General features: G+C 67.7%; 17 protein-coding genes, 1 tRNA gene and 1 pseudogene. 5 read left to right on the forward strand and 14 right to left on the reverse strand.

What is annotated here, in order from left to right:
• The first annotated feature begins 82 nt into the window (after positions 1 to 82).
• A complete protein-coding gene (locus BJ970_RS07385; protein WP_184725328.1) occupies positions 83 to 571 on the forward strand; it encodes an inorganic diphosphatase in 489 nt (162 codons plus the stop codon).
• A gap of 124 nt (positions 572 to 695) precedes the next feature.
• Here BJ970_RS07385 and BJ970_RS07390 read toward each other — a convergent pair whose 3' ends face one another.
• Both BJ970_RS07390 and BJ970_RS07395 read right to left on the reverse strand, forming a co-directional pair.
• Positions 696 to 2,315, reverse strand: a complete 1,620-nt coding sequence (locus BJ970_RS07390) for an MDR family MFS transporter (protein WP_184725330.1) — start codon at positions 2,313 to 2,315, stop codon at positions 696 to 698.
• 85 nt (positions 2,316 to 2,400) lie between these two features.
• A complete protein-coding gene (locus tag BJ970_RS07395) occupies positions 2,401 to 2,703 on the reverse strand; it encodes a hypothetical protein (RefSeq protein ID WP_184725332.1) in 303 nt (100 codons plus the stop codon).
• Between the two features lie 155 nt (positions 2,704 to 2,858).
• On the opposite strand from BJ970_RS07395, the gene BJ970_RS07400 reads away from it, so the two are divergent.
• The gene (locus BJ970_RS07400) at positions 2,859 to 5,474 is read left to right on the forward strand and encodes a PEP/pyruvate-binding domain-containing protein (protein ID WP_184725334.1); all 2,616 of its coding nucleotides are present in this window, start codon (positions 2,859 to 2,861) and stop codon (positions 5,472 to 5,474) included.
• A 238-nt stretch (positions 5,475 to 5,712) separates the two neighbouring features.
• On the opposite strand, the gene BJ970_RS07405 is transcribed toward BJ970_RS07400, so the two are convergent.
• From BJ970_RS07405 to BJ970_RS07415, 3 genes are all read right to left on the reverse strand, one after another.
• On the reverse strand, positions 5,713 to 6,444 hold the full coding sequence (locus BJ970_RS07405; RefSeq protein WP_184725336.1) for a hypothetical protein: 732 nt from the start codon (positions 6,442 to 6,444) through the stop codon (positions 5,713 to 5,715).
• Between the two features lie 164 nt (positions 6,445 to 6,608).
• Entirely contained in the window at positions 6,609 to 7,421 is an 813-nt protein-coding gene (locus BJ970_RS07410) for a DUF4231 domain-containing protein (RefSeq protein WP_184725338.1), read from the reverse strand.
• Between the two features lie 309 nt (positions 7,422 to 7,730).
• On the reverse strand, positions 7,731 to 8,318 hold the full coding sequence (locus BJ970_RS07415; RefSeq protein ID WP_184725340.1) for a M23 family metallopeptidase: 588 nt from the start codon (positions 8,316 to 8,318) through the stop codon (positions 7,731 to 7,733).
• Positions 8,319 to 9,074: 756 nt separating this feature from the next.
• Here BJ970_RS07415 and BJ970_RS07420 point away from each other — a divergent pair.
• Together BJ970_RS07420 and BJ970_RS07425 are read left to right on the forward strand one after the other, a co-directional pair.
• The gene (locus BJ970_RS07420; RefSeq protein WP_184725342.1) at positions 9,075 to 10,229 is read left to right on the forward strand and encodes a trans-sulfuration enzyme family protein; all 1,155 of its coding nucleotides are present in this window, start codon (positions 9,075 to 9,077) and stop codon (positions 10,227 to 10,229) included.
• A gap of 452 nt (positions 10,230 to 10,681) precedes the next feature.
• Positions 10,682 to 12,145 carry a DUF2637 domain-containing protein gene (locus BJ970_RS07425; protein WP_184725344.1) on the forward strand — a complete coding sequence of 488 codons (1,464 nt, stop codon included), beginning with the start codon at positions 10,682 to 10,684 and terminating at the stop codon, positions 12,143 to 12,145.
• Between the two features lie 510 nt (positions 12,146 to 12,655).
• Here the strand turns inward: BJ970_RS07425 and BJ970_RS07430 are convergent.
• From BJ970_RS07430 to BJ970_RS07440, 3 genes and pseudogenes are all read right to left on the reverse strand, one after another.
• Positions 12,656 to 13,995: pseudogene (locus tag BJ970_RS07430) on the reverse strand (IS701 family transposase).
• 131 nt (positions 13,996 to 14,126) lie between these two features.
• On the reverse strand, positions 14,127 to 14,510 hold the full coding sequence (locus tag BJ970_RS07435) for a GNAT family N-acetyltransferase (protein WP_184725345.1): 384 nt from the start codon (positions 14,508 to 14,510) through the stop codon (positions 14,127 to 14,129).
• 742 nt (positions 14,511 to 15,252) lie between these two features.
• Positions 15,253 to 15,326 (reverse strand) — tRNA-Thr (locus tag BJ970_RS07440).
• Between the two features lie 132 nt (positions 15,327 to 15,458).
• On the opposite strand from BJ970_RS07440, the gene BJ970_RS07445 reads away from it, so the two are divergent.
• Complete coding sequence (locus BJ970_RS07445; RefSeq protein WP_184725347.1) at positions 15,459 to 15,674, forward strand: hypothetical protein; 216 nt, start codon at positions 15,459 to 15,461, stop codon at positions 15,672 to 15,674.
• Positions 15,675 to 16,586: 912 nt separating this feature from the next.
• On the opposite strand, the gene BJ970_RS07450 is transcribed toward BJ970_RS07445, so the two are convergent.
• The 6 genes from BJ970_RS07450 to BJ970_RS07475 form a co-directional block, all read right to left on the reverse strand.
• Positions 16,587 to 17,810 (reverse strand): DNA polymerase III subunit delta', encoded by a 1,224-nt coding sequence (locus BJ970_RS07450; protein WP_184728944.1) that lies wholly within the window; start codon positions 17,808 to 17,810, stop codon positions 16,587 to 16,589.
• 64 nt (positions 17,811 to 17,874) lie between these two features.
• On the reverse strand, positions 17,875 to 18,207 hold the full coding sequence (locus BJ970_RS07455; protein ID WP_184725349.1) for a hypothetical protein: 333 nt from the start codon (positions 18,205 to 18,207) through the stop codon (positions 17,875 to 17,877).
• Positions 18,208 to 18,309: 102 nt separating this feature from the next.
• Positions 18,310 to 21,096 carry a type I DNA topoisomerase gene (gene topA / locus BJ970_RS07460; RefSeq protein ID WP_376775004.1) on the reverse strand — a complete coding sequence of 929 codons (2,787 nt, stop codon included), beginning with the start codon at positions 21,094 to 21,096 and terminating at the stop codon, positions 18,310 to 18,312.
• A gap of 211 nt (positions 21,097 to 21,307) precedes the next feature.
• A complete protein-coding gene (locus BJ970_RS07465) occupies positions 21,308 to 21,901 on the reverse strand; it encodes a hypothetical protein (RefSeq protein WP_221467072.1) in 594 nt (197 codons plus the stop codon).
• A 160-nt stretch (positions 21,902 to 22,061) separates the two neighbouring features.
• A complete protein-coding gene (locus BJ970_RS07470; RefSeq protein ID WP_184725353.1) occupies positions 22,062 to 22,658 on the reverse strand; it encodes a hypothetical protein in 597 nt (198 codons plus the stop codon).
• A gap of 162 nt (positions 22,659 to 22,820) precedes the next feature.
• Positions 22,821 to 25,127 carry a sodium-translocating pyrophosphatase gene (locus BJ970_RS07475; protein WP_221467626.1) on the reverse strand — a complete coding sequence of 769 codons (2,307 nt, stop codon included), beginning with the start codon at positions 25,125 to 25,127 and terminating at the stop codon, positions 22,821 to 22,823.
• Positions 25,128 to 25,457 lie beyond the last annotated feature (330 nt).

Raw genomic sequence — 25,457 nt, forward strand, 5'->3', positions numbered from 1 at the left:
GAGAGCCCCCGTGGTCCACACTAGACGTGGTCGCGCGCGCGAGCGGGCGGCTGCATCCGACGCAAGACGAGTGAGGAACCGCGTGGACTTCGACGTCACGATCGAGATCCCCAAGGGGAACCGGAACAAGTACGAGGTGGACCACGAAACGGGACGAATCCGTCTCGACCGGACGTTGTTCACCGCCACCCAGTACCCGGCGGACTACGGGTTCATCGAGGACACCCTCGGCGAGGACGGCGACCCGCTGGACGCACTGGTCCTGGTGCAGGAACCGACGTTCCCCGGCTGCCTGATCAAGTCGCGCGCCATCGGCATGTTCCGGATGCGCGACGAGAAGGGCGGCGACGACAAGGTCATCTGCGTGCCCTCGGATGACCCGCGCCAGGAGCACCTGCGCGACATCCATCACATCGCCGAGTTCTACAGGCTGGAGATCCAGCACTTCTTCGAGGTGTACAAGGACCTGGAGCCGGGCAAGAGCGTGGAGGGCGCAACGTGGGTCGGCCGCACCGAGGCCGAAGCGGAGATCAAGCGCTCGTACGAACGGGCAAAGGAACAGGGGCACTGAAACCCCCGACCCGCGAAAGGGCCCTTACCGCGCTGGATGCGGTGAGGGCCCTTTCGCGTTTATCCCCAGTTATCCACAGAGTTGTGGATAACTGGGGATTCTGTGGATAACTCTGGGGACAGGGTCAGTCGAGGCGGATGTCGCGGAGCAGCCAGGCGAGCGCGAAAGCGACCAGGATCACGCAGCCCCCGACGAAGAACACCGTGTCCATCGAGCTGGCGAAGCCCTCCAGGACGGGCCGCGCCAGGCGCGGGTCCAGGTTGTAGAGGAACGACGTGTCGTTGAGGTCGAGCCCCGACCCGTGACCGTGTTGCATCGCTTCGACGAACGATCGGTTGGCCGGGTTCGCCAGCAGCGCCGGATCGCGCAGCGCGGCGACGAAATCCGGCCTTGCGAAGGCGGCGCGCATCGCGTCCTCGATCCGGCCGCCGACCGTGCTGAACAGCACCGACAGGAAGGCCGCGGCACCCACGGTGCCGCCGGTCTGGCGGAACAGGTTCACCGATGCCGTCGCCACGCCCAGGTCGCGCGGGGTGGCGTCGGTCTGCACCACGAGCGTCAACGTCTGCATCAGCATGCCCAGCCCGCAGCCCATGACCACGGCCGTCAACCCCACCTGGATCAGCGAGGTGTCCACCTCGATCAGGCTGAACAGGAACAGCGCGGCGGACATGAACGCGGCGCCGATGATCGGGAACACCTTCAACCGGCCGGTCTTGGCGATCAGCGTGCCGACGACGCCGGTAGCGGTCATGATCCCGGCGGTCATTGGCAGCAGCATCAGGCCCGCCTCGGTCGGACTCAGGCCCTTGACGATCTGCAGATACAGCGGCACCGAGCTCAACCCGCCGAACATCCCGACGCCGACGAGGAAATTGAGCAGGTTGCCCATCCGGAACGACGGGCGCCGGAACATCCGCAGCGGCAACAGCGCCTCGGCGCCCATCCGGCGCTCGACGAACACGAACAGCAGCAGCCCGAACGCGCCGATGGCGTACATGACCAGCGCGGTCGGCGACAGCCATCCCCACTCGCGGCCCTGCTCGGCGACGGTGAGCACCGGCACCAGCAGCACGACCAGCGCCACCGCGCCCAGGTAGTCGACGCGGTGCCGGACCCGCTCGGTGGCAACGTTGAGCACCTTGGCGACGACGGCCAGCGCCGCCAGCCCGACCGGCAGGTTGACCAGGAACACCCAGCGCCAGCCGTCGATGCCGACGAAAGTGTCCAGGCCGGCGAACAGGCCACCGATCACCGGGCCGATCACGCTCGCGGCACCGAAGGTCGCCATGAAGTAGCCCTGGTAGCGGCTGCGCTGCCGGGCGGGCACCATGTCCGCGATGATCGTCAGTGCCAGCGACATCAGGCCACCGCCGCCGAGGCCCTGGATCGCGCGGAACGCGGCAAGCTCGTAGATCGAGTTGGCGAGCCCGCACAGCAGCGATCCGGTCAGGAACAGCGAGATCGCGGTCAGGTACAGCGGCTTGCGGCCGTAGATGTCGGAAAGCTTGCCGTACAGCGGCGTGGTGATGGTGGCGGTGATCAGGTATGCGGTGGTCACCCAGGCCTGCGCGGTCTGCCCGTGCAACTGGTCGGCGATGACGCGGATCGCCGAGCTGACGATGGTCTGGTCGAGCGCGCCCAGGAACATGCCCAGCATCAGGCCGGTGAGCACGGTCAGGATCTGGCGGTGGCTCAGTGCGGGCGCGGCGGTCTGCGCCGGTGGCACAGCCGTTTCCGACATCATTTCTCCTCGTGACGGGGCCGGTGCGATACCGGCGGAAGCGCCGCAGTACGAACATCCCCAGGAATTTGCTTGCAGCACTCAACTAGTTGCCGAGATCAAGCATGACCTGCGAACAAATGCGAGGCAACTTCGTTTCCTGTGCGGTGGGCCACGTCAGCGCCGCCGCGCCTCCGACGGGCCGGGCATGCCGCACACCGGGCTGCCGGTCCGTCGCGGCACCGGTCGAGGGGCGCTTCCCGCTGCCCGGCTCGCGCGGGGGGTAGAACCGCGCCAGCTCGGTCCGCACCCGGGATATCGCCCGCCGCCGGCGCACGCGCCGCCGGATCGCCGGGGCAGGCACCACCAGGCCGCCCATCGCCGCCACCATCAAAATCCACCACTGCATTCCGATCCCTCCTCCGGAGAGAGAAATGCCGGACCGCTCGGCTCCTGATGCGGCAGCCGCCGATATCACCCCAATGGCTCAGCAAAAATTCAACATATGTTGATTTAACCGTCGGCTGCGAGCTACCTTGCTTTCATCGGCGCGGGGAGGTTGAAATGAGCACGCTGGAGGTCCAGACCCTGCTCGACCTCGGCGAGATCGGCGCGCAGGACGGCGAGCTGGTCGGCGGCAAGGCCGCGAACCTGGGCGAGCTGCTGGCGGCGGGTTTCCGGGTGCCGCCCGGTTTCTGCATCAGCACCCGCGCCTATGACGAGGTCTGCCGGGAGCTGACCGGCGACCTGCTCGACCGGCTACCCGGCTCGGCCGCCGAAATCCGCTCCCGGCTGGCCGGCGCCGAACTCCCGGCGGGGTTAGCGGCCGCGATCGCGGCCGCCTACGCCGAACTCGGGCCGGACGTACCGGTGGCGGTGCGCTCCTCGGCGACCGCCGAGGACCTGCCGCACGCCAGCTTCGCGGGCCAACAGGACACCTATCTGAACGTCGTCGGCGAAGCCGCCCTGCTGGACGCGGTGCGCCGCTGCTGGAGTTCACTGTGGACAGAACGAGCGGTGACCTACCGGGCGGCCAACGGCATCGACCACCGCGCGGTACGGCTGGCGGTGGTCGTGCAGCGCATGGTGGACGCGACCGCGGCCGGCGTGCTGTTCACCGCGAACCCCGTAACCGGGTGCCGAACCGAGGCCGTGATCGACGCGAACACCGGACTCGGCGAGTCGGTGGTATCCGGCGCGGTCACCCCGGACCACTTCGTGGTGGAGTCCGGCCGGATCACCGCGCGGCGGCTCGGCGACAAGCCCACCAGCATTCGCTCGAAGCCCGGCGGCGGCACGGAATCGGTTGTGCAGCAAGGAAATCATCCTTCGATAACCGACGACCAAGCCCGCTCGCTCGCCGCGCTGGGCGCGGACGTGGCGCGCCACTACGGGACCCCGCAGGACATCGAGTGGGCCATCGACGGTGATGGCACGCTCTGGCTGACCCAGTCGCGGCCGATCACCACGCTGTTCCCGGTGCCCGCCGAACCCCTCGGCGGCCTGCACGTCTACCTGTCGATCAACGTGGCGCAGGGGGTCTACCGGCCGATCACTCCGATGGGCGGGGCGACGCTGGCGCTGATGTTCACGCACTTGATGCGCAATCTCGGGATCCCCACCGACGGCCCTCAGCCGAAGCTCTGGCGGCAGGCCGACGGTTGGCTGTTCGCCGACATCACCGGCATGACCCGCAGCAGAATCGGCCGGGCCGTGGCACCTCAGGTGTTCGCGATGGCCGAAGCGCGCACCGGCAAGGTCTTCGAGTCGCTGCTCGACGACCCGCGGCTGCCCCTGGACCCGAAGGTGCCGTGGCCGCTGGTGCGCCGGCTCGCCGGGATCGTCGCGCACACCAAAGCGCCGATCGAGCTGGCACGCACGCTGTGGAGCCCGAAACGCGCCCGCGAGCAGGCTTTCGGCTTGGTGCGAGAAATCCGCGCGGGCCTGGCGCGCACCAACCCGTCATCCGCTGGCGAACGGCTGGCTGCGGCGCAGCAGGGCCTGGTAGAGGTTGCGGCTCCGCGCATCGCGCGGATTCCGCCGCGGATGCTGCCCATCCTCGTGCTCAGCCGGTTGCTCCCGCGGCTGTTGGGCACGGCGGCGACCGCGGAAGAAGTGCAGATCTTGCTGCGCGGAATCCCGCACAACGTCACCACCGAAATGGATCTTGAACTGTGGGGCATCGCGCAGCTCGCCCGGCAGAACCCCGAAACCGCCCGGCTGTTCGGCGATTCCGCCGTCGACGAGCTCGCCGAGCGCTACCGGAGCCGCACCCTGCCGGAAAAAATCCAAAGTGGACTTGACGTCTTCCTGGACCGCGACGGGCACCGCACGGTCGCGGAAATCGACATCGGCGTCCCGCGCTGGTCGGAGGATCCGGCGCACGTGCTCGGCCTCATCGCGAACTACGTGCAGACCGGCGATAGCGGGCACGCCGCCGACGAGCTCTACCTACGCGGGGCGCAAGAAGCGGAACGGATGGCCGCCGAGATCGTGTCCCGACTGCGCCGCAAGAGCCCGCTGCGCGCTCGGGTAGCCGGATTCGCGGTGGACCGGGTGCGCCAGCTCGCCGGGCTGCGCGAACTGCCGAAATACTGCCTGGTGCTGGCGATCGCGAACGCCCGACGGCATCTGCTGGCCGTCGGCCGCGAACTTGCCTCGACGGGGCGGTTGGCACAGGCAGACGACGTGTTCTTCCTCGATTACCAAGAGGTTTCCGAGGTGCTCGCCGGTGCGGATCACCGGCAGTTGGTGGCTCAACGCCGCGAAACGCACGAACGCGAGCTGCGTCGGCGGCACGTGCCGCGAGTGCTGCTCTCGGACGGCACCGAACCCGAAGCGACGCTGCCCGCCGAAGCGGTCGATGGGCACCTGGTCGGGACATCCGCCTCGGCGGGGACCGTGACCGGGACGGCGCGAGTGGTGCACGATCCGGTCCGCGCGCGGCTGGCGCCCGGGGAGATCCTGGTCGCGCCGTCCACCGACCCGGGGTGGACGCCGCTGTTCCTGACCGCGGGTGGCCTGGTGATGGAGATGGGCGGGCCGAACTCGCACGGCGCGACGGTGGCCCGGGAATACGGAATCCCCGCGGTGGTGGGCGTTCCCGATGCCACGAATCGGATCGTCGACGGCCGGCAGATCACCGTCCACGGCTCGGCCGGCACCGTCGAAATCACCTGATCACCTCGGCTGGCCACCTCCCGCAGCGGACTCACCGCCAAGCACTGCCCATGCCGGCGAACCATGACGATGACCCCCGCCGTTTCGGCAGGGGCCATCGAATCCTCACGGGCGCCATCGGCGGTTCAGCGTTGGTATCGACCGGGGTCCGGTGCTGATCGCGCATTTCAGCCCTCGCCGGTGCTTCCGGTGCGGTCGGTGAACCGCTGGGCGTGGTCGACGAGCCGCCGGGATTCGCTCAGCCGCCGAGCTGGTTGGCGCCGCCCAGCGGGCCGTGGCCGAGCAGGTCGTCGACCTGACCCAGCGGCGCGGCCGGAGCGGTCTTGCCGACCGGGAGGTCGTTGGTCACGCCGCCGAGCGGGCCCTGCGGGCCGGTGACTCCGCCGAGCGCTTCGCCGCCCCTGGCCACCGACGGCTTCGAACCGCCGGCCGGGGAACCGGCCAGCGCGCCGTTAAGCGCCTCGCCCACCAAGTCGACATTCTGCTGCTCGGGCCCGGTCTGCGGAACGCCCGGCCGGGTGCCGTCCAGCGCCGAAGCCATCTCGGGCGGCAGCAGGTCGTTGGCCGGTCCGCCGGTCCTGGCCAGGGGCAGGGTCTGCCCGGCCGGGATCACTTCGCCGACCGGCAGCGTGCCGAGCGGGTCGCGCGTATCGAGGCTCTTGCCACCGGTCATGTCGCCGAGCTTGCCGGTGACCTTGTCGCCATCGAGCGCTCCGGTGAGGCCGTTGAGCGAGTCATCGGCGCCGCTGCGCCCCGCGAGCCGCTCCTGCACCGGAACGACGTCACCCACGGTCTGCTGCGCGGAGTGCACCGTGCCGGCGAAGTGATACGCCGTCTGAGCGAGGTTGTTGTCGGTGGGCAGCTCTGCGGGCAGTTGCGGGGTCTCGGCCGCGTTCGCGGTAGCGGCGAAGCCGACCGCGCCGGCGCCGCCGGCCAGCACGGCGGCTGCTGCGGTAAGGGTGCGCTTCATCGCAATGCTCCTCTCTGCACAGGCCGATTCCTGTGCGCCGCGCCGGAGATTACGGAAGAATCACTCTCCACTATTCAGCGATCACATAAGTGGGAAAAATGGACGGTCGGTGATCACTATCCGCTCACCCTGCCCCACTTCTGGGCGGCCAGGTGTCGAAGCGACTACAGCGCGATCCCATCTGTCACTGCCGACGGCAACCGGTGCGCCTGTTCGGCCCGCAACGCTTCGACCGCGTCGGCGAACGCCGCGTACGACGCGCCCTCGCTGTCGAATCCCCGGTACCGGCCCACCCGCAACTCCACCGACTCGTATTCGCGCTCCAGCGCATCGGCCGTCTGCTGGCACGCCGTGGACCGGTCCCGGTACTTGGCATAACCGGCGAAGGCCGCAGCCACCGCCACGAGCAGGCTCAATCCCGACGCGACCCAGCGAGCATCCACAACGGAAATCGCGGCCGAGGTCGCCGACGCGGCGATTATCGAGCCACCGATGATCACCGTCTGCAGGACGTTGTCCTTCCGGCGGTCCCGGCGGGCCTCGCCCCGATAGCGCTCGATGAGCTCCGGCAACTGCGCCCGGTAACGCTTGTGCGTCCCCAGCAAATCCCCAGACCCCAACTCTTCCAGCACATGCTCGCGATTCTCGTATTCGAGAGAACGCAGTTCCGACTCCACCGCACGAACCTTAAAGTGCTGCTGGTAGACGAATTTCGTCGACACCGCGATCGAGCCCACCGCAAGCGCGAACAGCACGGCGGCGGGCAGCGGCGACGACCATAACCCCAGTGCGATCGCGCCAGCGCCGATCAGCAGCGAATTGCCCGGCACCGCCCAAACCAGCAGCAGCCGTTGCACCAACCGCGCGCGGTAGTGCTGCTCGGACCGCGCGGTGATCCGACGCTCCCAGTCCAGCGGCTGGCGATCCGCGGCGAGCACCCCACTGCTGATGATTCCGGTCGTATCCACCCGTTTCATCACATTGATCCTCCCAGCGCTTTTATGCGATCGAAGTAGCTCTCGAAGCACCACGACAATCGACCAGGAGGGTGATCGTGGGTTAGTCTGATCGGCTCACCACCCGATGCGCAAGGTGATCGCCGCTGGGCTAGAACGCTGCCCGTCGCCCAATAACGGACAATGGTAATAGCCAGTGGCGTCATGTCCGGCATCACGGGCACTTTCCGGAGGCTGTCACCCTGACAGAGCAACCGGCGATCGGGCAACCCGATCACCCTCGGCGGTCGGCGCGCCGTGGGAAGTCGCGGAGAGGCGCGGGCAGCTTCTTTAATGCGTCAACCAGGCAGAGACGTCCCGGTAGAACAGCTCCGGATCCACCGGCCGCCCGGCGACCTCAAGCTGGAAATGCAGGTGCGGGCCGGTGGATTGGCCGCGATCGCCCATAGTCGCGATCAACTGTCCGGGCCGCACCGGTTGCCCGACCGCTACAAAGGTCTCGTCGATGTGCCCGTAAATCGAAACGACGTCGCCCTGGTGCACAATTCTGATCCACAGCCCAAAGCCGCTGGCCGGCCCGCAATCGATGACGGTGCCCGGCGAAACCGCCCGGATCGGAGTGCCGATCTCGTTGGCGATGTCGATGCCCTTGTGCACCGTGCCGCCACGCTCGCCGAAGCCGCTGCTGATCTCGCCCTCTGTCGGCGTTACCCACGCCGGAGGAGGCTCAACAGCCCGTTCGGACCTGCGCGGTGCCCGCGCGGCGAAGTTGACGGCACGGTCCCGTCCGACCGCCGGGAGCTTCGGATGGGCGTCTTGCACAGCCAACGCGGCGGTGACGGCACCGATGGGGCCAAGCGCGCTGATCACGAGCAGGACGACCAATCCGCCAATCACGGTCTTTTGTCGCATCGCCATTGTGATTCCACTCCTCCGCCGCCCGCGCCCTTTCGCGCGACAGCCGGTCCGAATTCCGCACTGGGGCCGCGATTATTCGAAACCGACAGCCGGGCGGGTCGGCAGAAATTGCAACCGAAAGGCGTTCGCAGCGCATTTCGAAAATGACTCAATGGCGTGACGGGTGGGCAATTCTCGGTTTCCGCTCGAATGCGCCGGAAGATCCTCCACAAGACCACGCCGCCAACACCCTGAGTCCACAGTGGTCACAATTACCGGTGAATCGCACCCGGGTCTAAGCCGAAGCTCTTTCCACGTGTCACGGAGCGTGCCGGACGCCGCCGATCCGCTCCGTGCACCTCCCGATCCGCACACCACCCGAGCGGTCGTAATCCGGTCGAGGTAAGAATGAGCGGGGCCCTCAAGCCGGCGGCCGGAATCGGTCAGGTGCTTCCCGCGGCGGGGGTGGGGTTCCTGGGGTCTGTTTTGTAAGCGGCGTAAGCCACTTGCGGTGCGGGACTTAGCTTGCACCGCCGTGGGTTCTCGGGCGTTGCCTGGCGAGGACAGCCCCAGCGCCGTGTATTGGGCATACATAAGTCGGGGATCCCGGAGCCCCGGCGGCGACGGTAACTTCCGCAGGGGGGCCGCTACCCGCACCGCTACGAAAACCACCTTTGAAACCCTCTCTAGGGTGGCAGCGAAGTCATTCGATGGGTCGTGAGCCGTTTGTTCTGGTCCTTGCCGGATCGAGGCTCACGAGCAGCCAGGGAGGTTCAGGTGGACGAAGCACGGATCGAGACCTTGTCGGTGCACGGCGGCGAGCGGCGGCCGGGCCCCGAGGGGTCCGTGGTGTACCCGATCTACCAGAGCACGGTGTACTCGGTTCCGTCCGACACCGACTACCACGACATCAAATACATCCGGCTGAACTCGACCCCGTCGCAGGCGTACCTACATGACAAGCTCGCCGCGCTGGAAGGCGCCGAAGCCGCGCTCGCGACCGCCTCCGGCCTGGCCGCGATCTCGACGGCTCTGCACAGCGTGCTGCGCACCGGCGATCATCTGCTGGTCGGCGACTGCCTCTACGGCGGCACGCACGACTTCCTGACCCACCATGCCGCGGATTTCGGTTGGCGCTACACGTTCATCGATCCGCAGCGCCCGGAGACCTGGGAGGCCGCCCGCACGCCGAGCACGCGGGCGATCCTGGTGGAGAGCATCACCAATCCGCTGGTCCGGGTGGGCAGGCTGGGCGAGGTCGCCGAACTCGCGCGGCGGAACGGCCTGGTGAGCCTGATCGACAACACCTTCGCGACGCCGGTGAACTTCCGGCCGACGGCAGCGGGATTCGACCTTTCCCTGCACAGCGCGACGAAATACCTCAACGGCCACTCCGACATCGTGGCCGGGGCGATCATCGGCCGCGCCGAACACGTGGAGCGCGCCCGGACCACTTCGAACCACTTCGGCGGCAGCCTCGACCCGCACGCCGGCTTCCTCCTCGCCCGCGGCCTGAAGACGCTGGCGCTGCGCGTCCGGACGCAGAACGAAAACGCGCTGGCGCTGGCCGAATTCCTAGCGGCACAGCCGAAAATCCGCGAAGTCAACTATCCGGGTCTCGCCTCGCACCCGGACCACGCGCACGCTGCGGAGCTGTTCGACGGCTTCGGCGGAATGCTCAGCATCCGGCCCACCGGCGGTGTTGAAGCCGCCCGCGCGCTGATCGATGCGGTGCGACTCCCCTACGACGCACCGAGTCTCGGCGGCGTGGAATCCCTCATCACCCGGCCGGTGGCCACCTCGCACGCGGGGATGAGCCGAGCCGACCGGGAATCCCTCGGCATCACCGACGACCTGGTCCGGATCAGCATCGGCATCGAGCATCGCGACGACCTCATTGCCGACTTCGCCCAGGCCCTGGCGAAGCTTTGACCACTGACAACGCTTCGTCCTGCCGTTTTCGCAGGGCCGGCGCCGAGTCGTGATGTCCAGTAGCCTGCTCGATCGCCACGGCGTGGAAGACGAGGACCGTCGATGTCGTGGGCTACGTCCCGCTGGACCACACTTCTGCATCGGGCAGCGCACCGGCAGTCGCAGTGACGCTGGGTCAGCTCGGAGTTCGTCCGGAACGGCACCGCGAGTCGCAGGATGCCCGCCTGACCGTCCTTCGAGGTCCGCAGCTGCGAGCTCGTCGGGGGCGAATCGCCTGCTCGTCCAGCATCGTCTACATAGGACATCGATGCCACCACCGGCGGTAAAACCGTCTGGCGATGTTCCACCCCTCGAAAACTTGGCGAAATCGGGATACGCACCACCTGTTCGAGTGACAACGCGGCGTCTACGATCGTCGAGTCCCGCGAAGATCCGCTGACTGAGGACTCACGTTGAGCAATCAACCGAAGAGCACGAAATCCGGCCACGGTCTCTGGCTGTCCCGTGCTGCACTGGGATTCGTGGCCCTTGCGGCGGTGATGGGCTGGGGCGCCAGTTTCGTCGGCCTGCACGCCTACGGCCAGGACCAGATGGTCGGCTTCAGCTACTGGACGGCCTGGCTGATTCCGGCCACCTTCGACGGGGCGGCCTTCGGTGCCACGCTGATCACCTACCGCGCCTCGATCTACGGACGCAGCGCGGTGCGCGGTCGGCTGCTGATGTGGACCTTCACCGCGATCTCGTCGTGGATCAACTGGATCCACCAGACGACGCCGGAGGCCCGGGTCGTTGCCGCCGGTCTCCCGGTCGCGGCGGTCGCGGTGTTCGACGTGGTCCTGGCCGAGTTGCGCGCCGACTACGAAGAGCGGCACGGCAAGCGCCGCCTCCGCCTTCGGCCGGGACTTCTGGTGCTGCGCTGGTTGGTGGACCGCGACGGCACCTCCGGAGCGTTCCGCCGCCAGGTCACCGATATCCCGGTGTCGGAGATCGCTGGCCTCGGCACCCCGTCCCACGAACAAGTCGCGCCAGAGGCGTCAACCCTCGCGGTGCCGGAAGACCGCACCGCGCAGCCCGGCGACCAGCCGATCCCCATCGTCCCGCAGCCTCGTTCGGGCGCACCGGCACAAGCGCCGACTAACCCCGAGCCACCACAAATCGCGGGTTCCCTATCACAGCAAGCCGAACCCGAGCTACGGGAAGCCGCCGCACCTCGACAGCCCGGCCCCAAGCCGCGACACGCCCCTGCACCGCCACAGCCCGAACCCGGGCCGCAGCGGAACTCCACAACCCTGTCTGAAGCTGACCCGCTGCAGAACGCCACAACCCCGCTTCCTGAAGCCGAACCGCCGCAGAACTCCGCGAATTCGCGGCCTGAACCCGAACCGCAGCGGTCCGCAACCGAACCAGAACCTCAGGCAGCTCCGGAAATCGCGATGCACACGGAGACCGCGGAAACACCGTCGGCTGAACCCGAGGTAAACACCGAAGATCGATCCGACAACGACCGATCCGAAACCCAGCCGGACGAAACCCAGTCGGGCGCCAAGGCCGACGACCAGCTCGGCCAGGATCCCAGCCCCGGCGAAACCGAACCCGAGACCTCCGCCAGCCCCGAAGCGGTCGAGAACCGCGACGACGTCAAGACGCCAGCGAGGCCGATCGGGGTCGAGTCGGCGGAGCAAACCCTAACGCTGCCACCGGTCCCGGCCGAGCCCCTGACAGACGAGAACAAGCGAACCTTCGCCCGGCGCGACTATCGCCTGTCCCTGGAGATCGGCGAACCGATCACCGGGGCTCAGCTGGGCCAACGCTACGGCTTCTCGGAACGCTGGGGCCGCCGCCAGATCGCGGCGGTCCGAGTCGAAATGGAACACGACGAACAAACATACAATCGCCAGTTGATCAGCGTCGACTGAACGCGGCAACTGTGCATGCTCACACCGCAGCACCTGACACGCTCGCCGAACAGGTCCCAGCACGCATCGCGAACTGGCCGCAGCAACTCGGCGGCCACGGTGTTTGCTCCGACCGATCCCGATGGGCCGCCACGTTGCCGGCCCCCGGATCGACCCGCAGACCGTCAGAAATGGGCTCGCATCGGGCAGGCATGGCGGGTTCCGTACGGGCCCCACGTGGCTGCCGCGCCGGTCGTCCTCACGCACGCACGTTTCTAATCCCCGCCGAGGCACGCACAGCGTCGGCGTCCCACACCGCGGTGCGCAACAGCCTGCGGCCCGGACGGCCAGTCAGTTCACTGGCCGTCCGACGAAGACAACATCCTGTACCACACCGTCGAGGTCGGCCACACCAGGAAGTCGCCCCCACTCCGCGAACCCGTGAGCCTGGAAGAGCCGGATACTGCGCTCATTACTGGCGAAGATGGTGGTGGCGAGAGTCCGCAGGCCTAGTACGGCAGCAGCCATTCGCTAGCTGACCTGGGTGATCTTGGTGTCGCGGGCGAGTCTGGTGCGTTTGTGGTGCCATCGTGATCGTGCTTGGTGTTTGCGGCGCCAGTTCACCCAGTGGGCTGTGTTTTCGGATGGTCGGCGTGTGGTGTCGGCGGTCAGGTGTTTGATTTCGGGGATGGTGAGCGGGATCATGCCGGGATCGGCGGGTGGGGGCTGGTCCGGGTGTGCTGGTTCGGAGGCTTGGCTGTTGGTGCGGTCGCGTAGCAGCGCGGCGGTGACGGCGCAGACAGCGAGGGCGGCGCAGACGAGCACGGTGTGCCGGGCGATCGCGGTGTAGAGCCTGGCTTGGGACTGGTCCAGGCCGAAGCTGTCTTTGCCGAACTCGAATCCTTCCTCGACGGGCCAACGGAGCCCGGCGGCCCGGATCAGCCTCGTCTTGGTGAGCAGTTGTCCTTCGGGTACGAAGCAGTAGTGGAAGGCCAGTTCGCCGGTGCGCAGGTGTTTGCGGATGAGTAGGTAGTGCCGTTGTGAGGCGGTGGCGATCCAGGCCCATGCGTACCACCGGTCGCCTTTGGAGCCCTTGCCGGCCGAGCGGATTTCCCACCGTCGCTTGTGTTTGAGCAGTGTCTTGGTTGCCTGTTCGCAGGACAGCACCGTGCCGCTGGGCAGGGTGATCCGGAAGTTCTTCTGGACCCGCAGCACATAGGCTTGCTCGTCGGCCTCGAAGTGCTCCCGCAGTTCGGTGCAGTTTCCGTAAACCTCGTCCCCGCAGTAGAAATCGGGTCGGATCCCGTCGGTGGTCGCTGTGGTGCAGATGTCGATGGCGAGCTGTCCTTTGGTGCGGAAGGTCAGGTCTGCCGGTAGTCCCATGCGCAGCGCCCGCACCGGGTCGGTGAGGTGTCCTTCGGGGATCCACTGCCGGAACCCGATCAACGCGTGTCCGGTGCCTTCGCGCACATACGACAGGTGCACCATGTTGATCCCGTTCTCCACCCGGCCCGCGCAGCCCATATGCTGGCGTTTGACGCCTGCGGTGGCTTCGCCTTTCTTCTGCTGCCCCGTCTCATCCAGCGCCCCGATCACCAGCTTCCCGCGCCTGCGTCCGGACTTGCGGGCCGCCTCCTCTAGCCCGGACACCGCGAACCGCCGGATCTCGGCCATCGCCGCGGCCTCATCCCAGCGCGCCCGGTTCAGCAGCCGCTGCGTCTTGTCCGGCGTTCGGTCCCCGACGTGCTCGGCAACGGTCCATCCGTTCCGTTTCGGTATCTCGCTCATCACCGCCCGCACGTACTTACGGGCCTGCACGAACGGCCGATCCGCCGAAAACACCAGCGCAGCTCCTCCAGTAACTCACCCAACTTCCGCCCACCCAACCGAACACCTATCCTGGCAGCCGCAGCCGCCTGTGATCCTGTTGTCCTCACAAACACATGATCAACAGGCGGCTGCCCTACATCGAACGCAGCCCCCAACCACACGTTCCCGCAGGTCAAAAACCAAATGGCTGCTGCCGTACTAGGTTCGGAGCATGCGCAATCGCCTCACGAAGCAGATAGGCCCCCTGCCCCCGGCCGCGATGTTCAGGGTGGAGATACAGGGCGAGATCTGCGGTCACATCGTATCCGGGGCGGCTATTGAGGAAAGGTTCGAAAGACAGGTAGCCCGTCACAGTCTGCGGAGAGCCGGATTCGTAGCCGACCCAGATGGGATGGCGATCCGGAGTCGAAATTTCGAACCATGCCTCTCGGGAAGCGACAGTAACAGGTTCCAGGTCGCAAGTAGCGGTCTTGCTTGGTATGGCGGAGTTGTAAATGTCGATGATCGAGGGCAAGTCCTCGCGGGTGGCGAGCCGGTGAGCGTAGGTGAAGGACACCTCGCCAGTATCTCTTCTTATGCGACGCATCCCCTCTTCCAGCCAAAGTCGAGGCACGAACGCTACGTGCCACGAGTTCGACGCACTTGCGAAGCTATGTTTCCCTTCCTGGAACGCACTGCTGATTATCGAACCAATCTCATTTCGGAAGATACGCGCCGAATAGGTCTCTCCTAGTCGGTCCTCCGGTGGCCGCATGCCATAGTCGTCGCACAACTTCCTCCACAGACCGATGCTAATAACGAACGCTGGATGACGCGGGCGTCGACGCTCGTGTCCAGCTACGAGTTCGGCACTCGTTACGAAGGTCGCAACCGACGGAATCACGCTCGACGGTGTCCACGACCAGGCAAGACTGCTCGACCTCGCGCGGTCTCTCGGGACCATCACGCCGCATCGGGACAGCACCGCCGATGGCGTGACCACGATCGCCAACCTCAGAAAGGTCGGTCGGCCGACCTACCGCCGGTTCGGCTGCGCGATCTACGGCACGACACGGCGACGCTCGCACTCGCCGACGGCAAGTGGTTCAGGAGATCCTGCACAGGCGTTCTGCCGCAGGTCGCCCGCGAGGCGGCTGAGGCTGCCGTGCGGCTGGTTCCACGGGCGCGCACCGGTACCGATGGGCACGCCACGCATCGGGCATGCACAGTCCGTTCGTGGGGAGGCTGCGCTATCCCGCGTCGATCACCCCAAAAGAAAAACCGCAGGTCACGTGCGTGATCCTGCGGTCTTCCGGGCGAGCCGCCTGAGGGAATCGAACCCTCGACCTACGCATTACGAGTGCGTCGCTCTGGCCGACTGAGCTAAGGCGGCGGTGCGCGGTCAAGTGTAGCGGGCTCGATCCGCGGATCTCGCACGCCCCCTGCCGGTCCGGTCGATGACACCGAAGTCGGAAGTTCAGTGGGACTCCGGCGGGGGCCGTGTCGATCGTAAGGAGGGGCCGGGGTGGATTTCGTTGCGACCGAAGTGCTCGTCGGTGTTGACGTGGGCAGCACCGAGATCAAGGCCCTCGTCGCCGACCGGCATGGTGGGACGCTGGGCTTCGGCGGACATCCACTGACTGGCACGTTCATCTCCGGCGCGCCGGCCAGACGCGGGGGTAGCGGCCGCGCGGCGACTTCTCGACGTGGTCACCGGGCCGTCGACTGCGCGGTTCGGTGAGGCCGTGGGTGCCACGGGGACCACCCGGCGACGCGCGTACGCCTCGCTGCTTGACACCTTGCGGCTCGGCACCTCGACGTTGCAGGTTTCCATCGTTCGGCTGTTCGCCGCGACTGCGCTGGAGGCTTGCATTGACGTCGGCGAGCCCGGCTCGTCGCCACCACTAGCGGAAATACACGTAAATCCATTGTGGACAACCAAGAGCCGCAATGGGCGGCGGCTGCGGGTTCGAAATTTGCCTAAAATTGGGAAATCCCGACACTCGACCAGTCCCGCCGCTGGCGCTTCCTGCACGGCGTCTTGCCGGGCGGGTCGGCCACCCGTCGATTCGGCCGAAAGTGTGCGTGCGCGAGGGGCGCCGACCACGTAGATGAGCAATGCCACCCATTCGCCACTCTTCGTCACCCGATCAAGCAGTTGGCGACCGCCGCACAACAGTGCAAGTTTGCAAGCGATCGTTTGTCGCGAGGAGAATCCGATGTGGTGGGTGGAGCATGATGCTGCTGTCGCAGTTCGGTGGGAGACCGTCGTTGGATCTTCGTTCCACTTTGCGCCGCAGAAACATGAAGATTCCTTGTGCTACGCCTCGCGCATCGCACGGCGAACTAGGAGATCAATGCCCTTGATCGACATCGGCTTTCCATCCACCGTCTGGGGTTCCTGAACTTTCCAGACGCCTCGACGTGCCGACCCTGATAAGGCGCGTCGAGGCCCCTGCCCGGCCGGGGCGTTGTCGCGACCCCCTCCCGCCGAACGCCCCGGCCGGGCGCTACTTCACGAAGGGCTCAGTTCATGCTCTTCGCCACGACGGCGACCCTTCGGTTTTCCTTTCCGCCAATTGCGCACCGCTAAAGGCGAATAAACACGAGCACGAATTTTGCGGCCGCCGTGCCACGGATGTCTACTGTGGAATTATCCGGTGTAGAGGACGGCGAGCATGGCTTCCACCGCGATGATCGGCTTGACGTTCTGGGTCAGGGCCAGGCGGCATTCCAGGACCGCGTCCAGCCGGCGCAGGGTCGATTCCGACGTCCACTCCGCCGCCGCTTTGGACACCGAGCGCTCGAAGTCCGGGTGGTTCAGCGGCGCGGTCGAGCCCGCGCGGGTCACCAGCACGTCCCGGTAGAAGCCCGCGAGATCGACCAGCGCCAGGTCCAACGCGTCCCGTTGGGAGCGCGTAGCGCGCGATTTCTGGCGCTTCTCCAGCTCTTTCAGCGCCGCGTTCGCGCCGCGGGTGGCCGCCGCCGTGCCCTTGCCGGTGCCACCCGCACCCATCGCGGTCTTCAGTTCTTCCTTCTCAGCCTCGTTGCGGTCCTCGTTCGCGGTGACCGCTTCGGTCTCGGCCAGCTTCACCAGCCCGGTCGCCGCCGTGAACACATCAGAGAACCGTCGCAGGCCCAACGGAATGCGCAGCACCGACTCGCGCCGCTCACGCGCCTCCTCGTCGGTCGCCAGCCGCCGCGCCCGGCCGATGTGGCCGCCGCACACCGAAGCCGCCCACTGCGCGAGCGCCGCGTCCAGGCCATCGCGCTCGTGCAGCACCTCGGCGATCGCAGCGGACAACGGCGTGCGCAACTGCACGACGCGACACCGGGAGCGGATCGTGACAGACACGTCCTCCGGGTGGTCCGACGGCGCGCACAGCAGGAACACGGTGCGCGGCGGCGGCTCCTCCACCGCCTTGAGCAGTGCGTTCGCCGCGCCTTCGGTGAGCCGGTCGGAATCCTCGATCAACACGATGCGCCATTGACCGGTGGTCGGCCGCCGAGCCGCGGCCTGCACGAGCGCCCGCATTTCCGCGACCGAGATCGACAGTCCTTCCGGCGCCACAAGCCGCACGTCCGCGTGGGTGCCGTGCAGCACCGTCCGGCACGCCGCGCAGTGGCCACAGCCCGGCAACTCCGAGTCGACGCACTGCAGCGCCGCGGCGAAGGCGCGGGCAGCGATCGACCGACCCGAACCGGGCGGCCCGGTGAACAGCCACGCGTGCGTCATGGCGCCTGGTTGGACGGGCTCGCCCCGCACCTGAAGGTGGGCGGCACGCACAGCGGCGAATAACGTCCGCACCGCGTCGGGCTGTCCGACGACCTCCGCCCATACCCCGGTCCTCGGTTGCTCCGGAGCGTCGGTCTGCATCACGTCGCCCTCCAGTACTTCACGGACACCCAGACTGTACGGGGCGGCACCGACCGGCCCGCGGTCACCTGAAGAACACTTCGAGGACCCGGTGCAAGATCGCAAACGCCACGGCGGCACCCGCGAGCAGAGCGATCAGGAAGCCCACGATCGCCCCGGCCGTGCTCCGCGGCTTCTCCTGGGGCGGTTCCAGCTGCGGAGTCTGCGGGCCCCGCTCCGCAGGCCGACGACGCCGCACCGGCCTCCGGACGTCCTCGGGTGTAGTCGTCGGTGCCCACGGCTCGGGCGCCACGGTCCGCTGCTGCGGGATCGCGAACGAACCGGACAGCGCATCCGGATAAACCGGCATGGGCGGCAAGGGCTGCGTGCCGCCCGGACCATGCAAGGCATCCCGCATGTCCGCCTCCCGAGCTCGGGGCCCGTGAGTACTTTGCGTCGCCATAGCAACCCAAAGTGCTTACGGACCCACTCTCCGCCCGAGGTCAGCGAAACGCCAGGATCACGACGACTTGGAGGAGGAACTGGCCTTCTTCTTCGTCGTCGTGCTCTTCGACTTCGTCGTCGTGGTCTTCTTCGCGGCCGGCTTCTTCTTCGCCGGTGCCTTGGCCCGCCGCTCCGCGAGCAGCTCCACCGCTCGGTCCATGGTCAACGACTCCACGTCGTCGCCTTTGCGCAGCGACGCGTTGGTCTCGCCGTCGGTGACGTACGGGCCGAACCGGCCGTCCTTGATCACCAGGGGCTTACCGGTGTCCGGCGCCTCGCCGAGCTCCCGCAGCGGCGGCGCGGCGGCCCGCCGACCCCGCTGCTTCGGCTGCGCGTAGATCTTGAGCGCCTCCTCCAGCGTGATCGAGAAGATCTGCTGCTCGGTTTCCAGCGACCGCGAGTCGGTGCCCTTCTTCAGATACGGGCCGTAGCGCCCGTTCTGCGCGGTGATCTCGTTGCCGGACTCCGGGTCCTTACCCACCACGCGCGGCAGCGACAGCAGCTCCAGCGCGTCGTCGAGCGTCACGGTTTCCAGCGACATGCTCTTGAACAGGCTGCCGGTGCGCGGCTTTCCCTTGCTGCCCTCGGGCAGGATTTCGGTGACGTACGGACCGAACCGGCCTTCCTTCGCGACCACCTCGTGCCCGGTCTCCGGGTCGGTGCCGAGGCTGCGGCCCTCCATCGGGGTGGCGAACAGCTTCTCCGCGATCTCCGTGGTGAGCTCGTCCGGCGGCAGGTCATCCGGCAGGTTCGCGCGCTGCGACGAGCTGTCCGCCAGCGTTCGTTCCAGGTATGGGCCGTAACGCCCGACCCGCACGTAGACGGTGCGGTCCTCGTCATCGGTGAACATCGGGATCGAGTTGATCTCCCGCGGATCGATCTCTTCGACCCCGGATCCGACCAGCTTCTTCAGCCCGCCGGCCCGGCCGATCGAGTCCTCCGGGCCGACTTCGCCGCCGAAGTAGAACCCGGACAGCCACCGGGTGCGCTGCTGGCGCCCCTCGGCGATGCGGTCCAGCTCGTCCTCCAGCGCGGCCGTGAAGTCGTAGTCCACCAGCCGGCCGAAGTGCTTCTCCAGCAGCCCGACCACGGCGAAGGCGATCCACGACGGGACCAGGGCGGAGCCCTTTTTCCACACGTAGCCGCGCTCCTGCACGGTGCTGATGATCGACGCGTAGGTCGATGGCCGGCCGATGCCCAGCTCTTCCAGCGTCTTGACCAGGCTGGCCTCGGTGAAACGCGGGGGCGGGTTGGTGATGTGCCCGTCCGGCGACAGTTCCGGCGCGGTGATCGGCTGGTCCCGCACCAGCTGCGGCAGCCGCGACTCGGCGTCGTCGGCGACCCCACCTGCCTCCGAGTCGACCGCCTCGACGTAGGCCTTCAGGAACCCGGCGAAGGTGATCGTGCGACCGGACGCGGCGAAGATGCATTCCTCGCCGCTGGCTGCCGTGCCGGTGATACGCACCGACAGCGTGGTGCCCTTCGCATCGGCCATCTGGGAGGCGATGGTCCGCTGCCAGATCAACTCGTAGAGCTTGTAGCCGTCGACGTCGTTGCTCAGCTCGGCCGCGACCTCGCCCGGGGTGCGGAAGCTCTCGCCCGCGGGGCGGATCGCCTCGTGCGCCTCTTGGGCGTTCTTCACCTTGCGGTTGTACTGGCGCGGCTGCGGCGACAGGTACTGCTCGCCGTAGAGGTCGCGGGCCTGATTGCGCGCCGCCGCGATCGCCGTCTCGGACAGCGTCGTCGAGTCGGTACGCATGTAGGTGATGTAGCCGTTTTCGTACAACCGTTGCGCCGTGCGCATCGTCCGGTCGGCCGAGAACCGCAGCTTGCGGCTGGCTTCCTGCTGCAGCGTCGAGGTCATGAACGGCGCGTACGGCTTCCGCGTGTACGGCTTTTCCTCGACGCTGGAGACGTGCAGCCGCGCGTCGGTGAGCGCGGCGGCGAGATTGCGGGCCTGTTCCTCGGTCAGCACCCGCGCGTCGGCGTTCTTCAGCTGCCCGTCCGGGCCGAAGTCGCGGCCCGTGGCCAGCTTCGCGCCGTCCACGTTGACCAGGCGGGCACCGAAGCGGCGCGGCGAGGCGTCCGGCCCGGCGTCCATCGTCGCGGAGATGTCCCAGTACTCGGCCGAGACGAACTTAATCCGCTCGCGCTCCCGCTCGACCACGATCCGGGTCGCCACCGACTGCACGCGGCCCGCCGAGAGCTTCGGCATGACCTTCTTCCACAGCACCGGGCTGACCTCGTAGCCGTACAGCCGGTCCAGGATGCGGCGGGTCTCCTGCGCGTCCACCAGGTCGTGGTCCAGGTCACGCGGGTTGGCCGCGGCCGCCTGGATCGCCGATTCGGTGATCTCGTGGAACACCATCCGGCGCACCGGCACCTTCGGCTTCAGCGTCTCCATCAGGTGCCAGGCGATCGCCTCGCCCTCGCGGTCACCGTCCGTGGCGAGGTAGACCTCGTCGACCTGCTTCAACGCATCCTTGAGCTCGGTGACCGTCGACTTCTTGTCCGCGGTCACCAGGTACAGCGGTTCGAAGTCGTTGTCCACGTCAACGCCCAGCCGGGCCCACGCCTGGCCCTTGTACTTCTCGGGCACGTCCTTGGCGTTCTTCGGCAGGTCCCGGATGTGCCCGCGAGACGATTCGACGATGAAGTTCGAGCCCAGGTAGGAGGCGATCTTCTTGGCCTTCGCAGGCGACTCGACGATCACCAAGCGCCGACCCGCGGAGCCAGCCCCGTTGGGGGGCCCCGAAGCCCGGCCGGTACCGCCGGCCTTCTTCGTCCGTGTCGACCCAGCCACGCTTACCTGCTCTCTTCTTCCGGAGGCTTCCGTTGCACCCGGTGCTAACCGACAAGTTCCCCAGTGTGCCCCCAACACGCCCAATCGCGCTGCACCGGGAAGGCACAGGGTTGCACATAACACGTCGAGACTCGTCACGTCTTCTTGTACGAACGTATCGGGTTACCGTCATGTTCCGTTGCGTGACCTGGCGTGATGTGCGTCAAACCGGTCAGGACACCAGCGGCCACGTTCGCTCGATAGCACCATCGGGCATCGGTCCGACGAGCTCAGCGAGCCGCGCGAGTCGGCGGCGACCGGTGACGCGCAGCGCCGGACCGCCAGCGCGCAGCCCGACCGGCTTGGCCGGCAGGCCGCAGCCGAGCAGCGCCGCGGCCAGCGGCTCGTGCGTGTCGGGGGCGTGCGGGTCGAGCCCGAGGCGGTAGCCGGTGGGTTCGGCGGCGCCAGCGGTCAGCGCCCAGATCCGGAGGGCGGCACCGTCGGGGACGAAGGCCGGCGGAACGGATTTCACGGCACCGCGCAGCCAGCGCGCGGCGAGGCCGGTGAGGTCGGCGCGGAAGGCGGTGCGAACCAGCGGGTGGCCTTCGTCGGAGCGGCCAAGCTCGGCTTCCACGCCGCGTTCGGCGCAGGCCGCGACCAGGGAGCGGGCGCGCCATTCGGCGTCGACCACCACGGACAGCCGGGCGGCGGTGCCGCGGCCGAAGCCGACCGCCTGTCCGGGTCCGCACAGCATGCCCGCGAGATCGGCGATGTCGGGCTGCCGCGCCTCGGCCGAGTAAAAGGACAGCTGGTCCACGGCCCGCATGCTAGAACAGCAGTTCGACGTTGGCCAGCGTTTCCACCCGATCGCGCGAGCGGATCGGACAAGAATTTGTGCCTTCCGTCCTTGCCGTCGCGCCCGGCTGGAGTGCGCCCGACCAGCGGGGACGTGCGGTTGCGCGGTCTCGGTTGAAACCCGCGGTGGGTTACTGCGGCCGAGGCTGGGTGAAGAACTGCTTGCACTCCGGTGCCTGTTGCGCGGCGGTCTTGAGCTCGTTGTTCTGCTCCAGCTGGACCAGCTTGTCCTGCAGATTGAGCTGTTGCCCCTTCTGCAACTCCTGCTGCACGCCGGTCATGCCCTCCTGGAACCGCTGCTTGTTGGTCGGGTCGACCTGCTTAGCCTTGTCGCCAGCCGCAGCCAAGAGGTCGCGGACCTGGGTGAAGCCCTGTTGGAAGCCGTCGTTGACCTGATCGGCACCCGCGATCGGCGACGGGCCCAGCCCCTGCAGGCCGCGGATCGTGTCGTCGGCGGAACGCGACGCCGAGTCGATGCGTTCGACCACCGTTTTCTTGAGGGTGTCCGTACTTGTCTTGTCCACCCCGGGCAGCCGCTGCTGGGCGGCGGCGAAGCCACCCACCAGCCCGCATAACTTGCCGGTCCAGGCGACTCCCTCGGGGCTCGGGCGGGCGGCCTGCGGCGGCGTTGCCGGGGCCTGTGGCGGCGGTGCCGGGTCTGCCGCGCACCCAGCGAGGGCCAGCGGGACGGCAACCAGTGCCGCGATGGACGTCGAACGGATCTTCATGCGCACTCCTCGCAGTGATCGGAGATGCTTTCGGCGTGCCGCCCAGACTCTCCCGCACCGCCTGCCGGACACCGGAGGCCGGGGTCGGCCGCCTGCGAAAACCCCAGCGCACAGAAAGGGCGCTGCCCCCGCGCGGGGCAGCGCCCTTCCGGCGGCTCGGCGTCAAGCCGCGCCGTTCACCGCTTTGTCGTCGGACGTGGATGACTCCGCGATCGCCGTCGAACGGCGCCTGGAGACCGCGACCGCCCCGATGATCACCAGGGCGGCGACGACCGCGATGCTGATCCGCAGCGCCGGGTTCGCGTCGGCGCCCACGGCGAGGGTCACCACGGCCGGCGCGATCAGCACCGACACCAGGTTCATCACCTTCAGCAGCGGGTTGATCGCCGGACCCGCGGTGTCCTTGAACGGGTCGCCCACGGTGTCGCCGATGACCGTGGCGGAGTGCGCCTCGGAGCCCTTGCCGCCGTGGTAGCCGTCCTCGACCAGCTTCTTCGAGTTGTCCCAGGCACCACCGGAGTTGGCCAGGAAGATGGCCATCAGGGTGCCGGTGGCGATGGCACCGGCGAGGTAACCCGCCAGCGGGCCGACGCCCAGGCCGAAACCGACCGCGATCGGAGCCAGCACCGCGAGCAGCCCCGGGGTGGCCAGCTCGCGCAGCGAGTCGCGGGTGCAGATGTCGACGACCCTGCCGTACTCGGGACGCTCCGAGCCGTCCATGATCCCCGGCTTGTCCCGGAACTGCCGCCGCACCTCGTAGACCACGGCCCCGGCAGCGCGGGACACCGCGTTGATCGCCAGACCGGAGAACAGGAACACCACCGACGCCCCGATGACCACGCCCACTAGCACGTTCGGCGCGTAGACGAAGAACTCGGAGACGCTCAGCCGCCCAGCCACATCGGCCAGCGCAACGCCGATCGCGTCCGTGTAGGACCCGAACAGCGCGGTGGCGGCCAGCACCGCCGTCGCGATCGCGATGCCCTTGGTGATCGCCTTGGTGGTGTTGCCGACGGCGTCCAGCTCGGTGAGGATCTTCGCGCCCTCGCCCTCGACGTCACCGGACATCTCGGCGATGCCCTGGGCGTTGTCGCTGACCGGGCCGAAGGTGTCCATCGCGACGATCACGCCGACGGTGGTCAGCAGGCCGCAGCCGGCCAGCGCGATGGCGAACAGCGCCACCGGCAGCGAACCGGACAGCAGGAACGCGCCGAAGACCGCCGCGCCGATGATCAGCGCGGTGAACACGGCGGACTCGAAGCCCACCGACAGGCCGGACAGGATCACGGTGGCCGCGCCCGTCAGCGACGACTTGCCGACATCGCGCACCGGCCGGTGCTCGGTGGCGGTGAAGTAGCCGGTGAGCTTGAGGATGACCACCGCGAGCAGGATGCCGATGATGACCGCGACCAGCGCGATCAGCGCCGGGCTGCCGCCGGTGGCGCGGATGCTCTCGGAGACCCCGGTGAGTTCGCCGAAGGTGCTGGGCAGGTAAAGCATCGCGGCGATCGCGCAGAGCACCGCGGAGATCCCGGCCGAGATGTAGAACGACCGGTTGATAGCGGTCAGCGCGCTCTCCCCGGTGCGTGCCTTGGTGATGTAGACGCCGATCACGGCGGTGATCACACCGAGCGCGGGCACGATCAGCGGGAACAGCAGGCCGTGCAGGCCGAACGCGGCCGTGCCCAGGATCAGCGAGGCGACCAGCGTGACCGCGTAGGACTCGAATAGGTCGGCCGCCATGCCGGCGCAGTCGCCGACGTTGTCCCCGACGTTGTCGGCGATCGTGGCGGCGTTGCGCGGATCGTCCTCCGGGATGTTCTGCTCGACCTTGCCGACCAGGTCGGCGCCCACGTCGGCCGCCTTGGTGAAGATGCCGCCGCCGACCCGCATGAACATCGCCAGCAGGGCGGCGCCAAAGCCGAAGCCCTCCAGCACGCGCGGGGCACCGCCGGCGTAGACCAGCACCACCAGCGCGGCGCCGAACAGGCCCAGTCCGACGGTGATCATGCCGACGACGCCGCCGGTGCGGAATGCGACTCGCATCGCCTTCTCGCGCCCCTGGCCGGCCTCGCGGGCAGCCGCCGCGACGCGGACGTTCGCGCGGGTGGACAGCCACATGCCGAGGTAGCCGATGGTGGCCGAGAAGGCGGCGCCGAACAGGAAGAAGATCGACCGGCCGATCTGTTCGCCGGTGGTCTCCGCGGGTAGCGCGAACAGCACCAGGAAAACGGCCACCGCGAAGATCGCCAGGGTGCGGAACTGCCGGTTCAGGTAGGCCGATGCGCCTTCCTGCACGCCCTTGGCGATGTCCTGCATCTTGGCCGTGCCTTGGCCCGCGGACAGCACCTCTTTGATCAGGACGTAGCCAAAGGCCAATGCGGCCAGGGCGATCACCATGACGACGCCGACCACGGCGTAGTCGGCGCCGCCGAGCTCGATACCGGTGGCTTGCTGGGCGAGGTCCATCCGGGTTTGCGAGCTCGGTGGTGCAGCGCCCTGGGCCCAGCCTTGCTGGACCGGGGTGAGCAGGGACATCCGTCCTCCTGGGTTGTGCTCGGTTCAGTACCGGAGCCCCGTAACGCTCAACCGGGCTCCGATGCGCGGTAGGCGGCCCCGCCCGGTACGGCTGGTCATCAACTGCTGGCCGTCCGTGGCGACGTCGTGGCTCGGGAGTCTATTCAGGCCACGAGTGGCTTACCTCACGGTGTGATACGCACCTCGTCCTGACGTGGGGATCTGTTACCAAATAATCGATTCAGTTGGTTCCTTGATCGCCCAAGTAGGCAAGGTTCAATT

Origin of the sequence: Saccharopolyspora phatthalungensis (assembly GCF_014203395.1) — a bacterium.
Classification (GTDB): Bacteria; Actinomycetota; Actinomycetes; order Mycobacteriales; family Pseudonocardiaceae; genus Saccharopolyspora; species Saccharopolyspora phatthalungensis.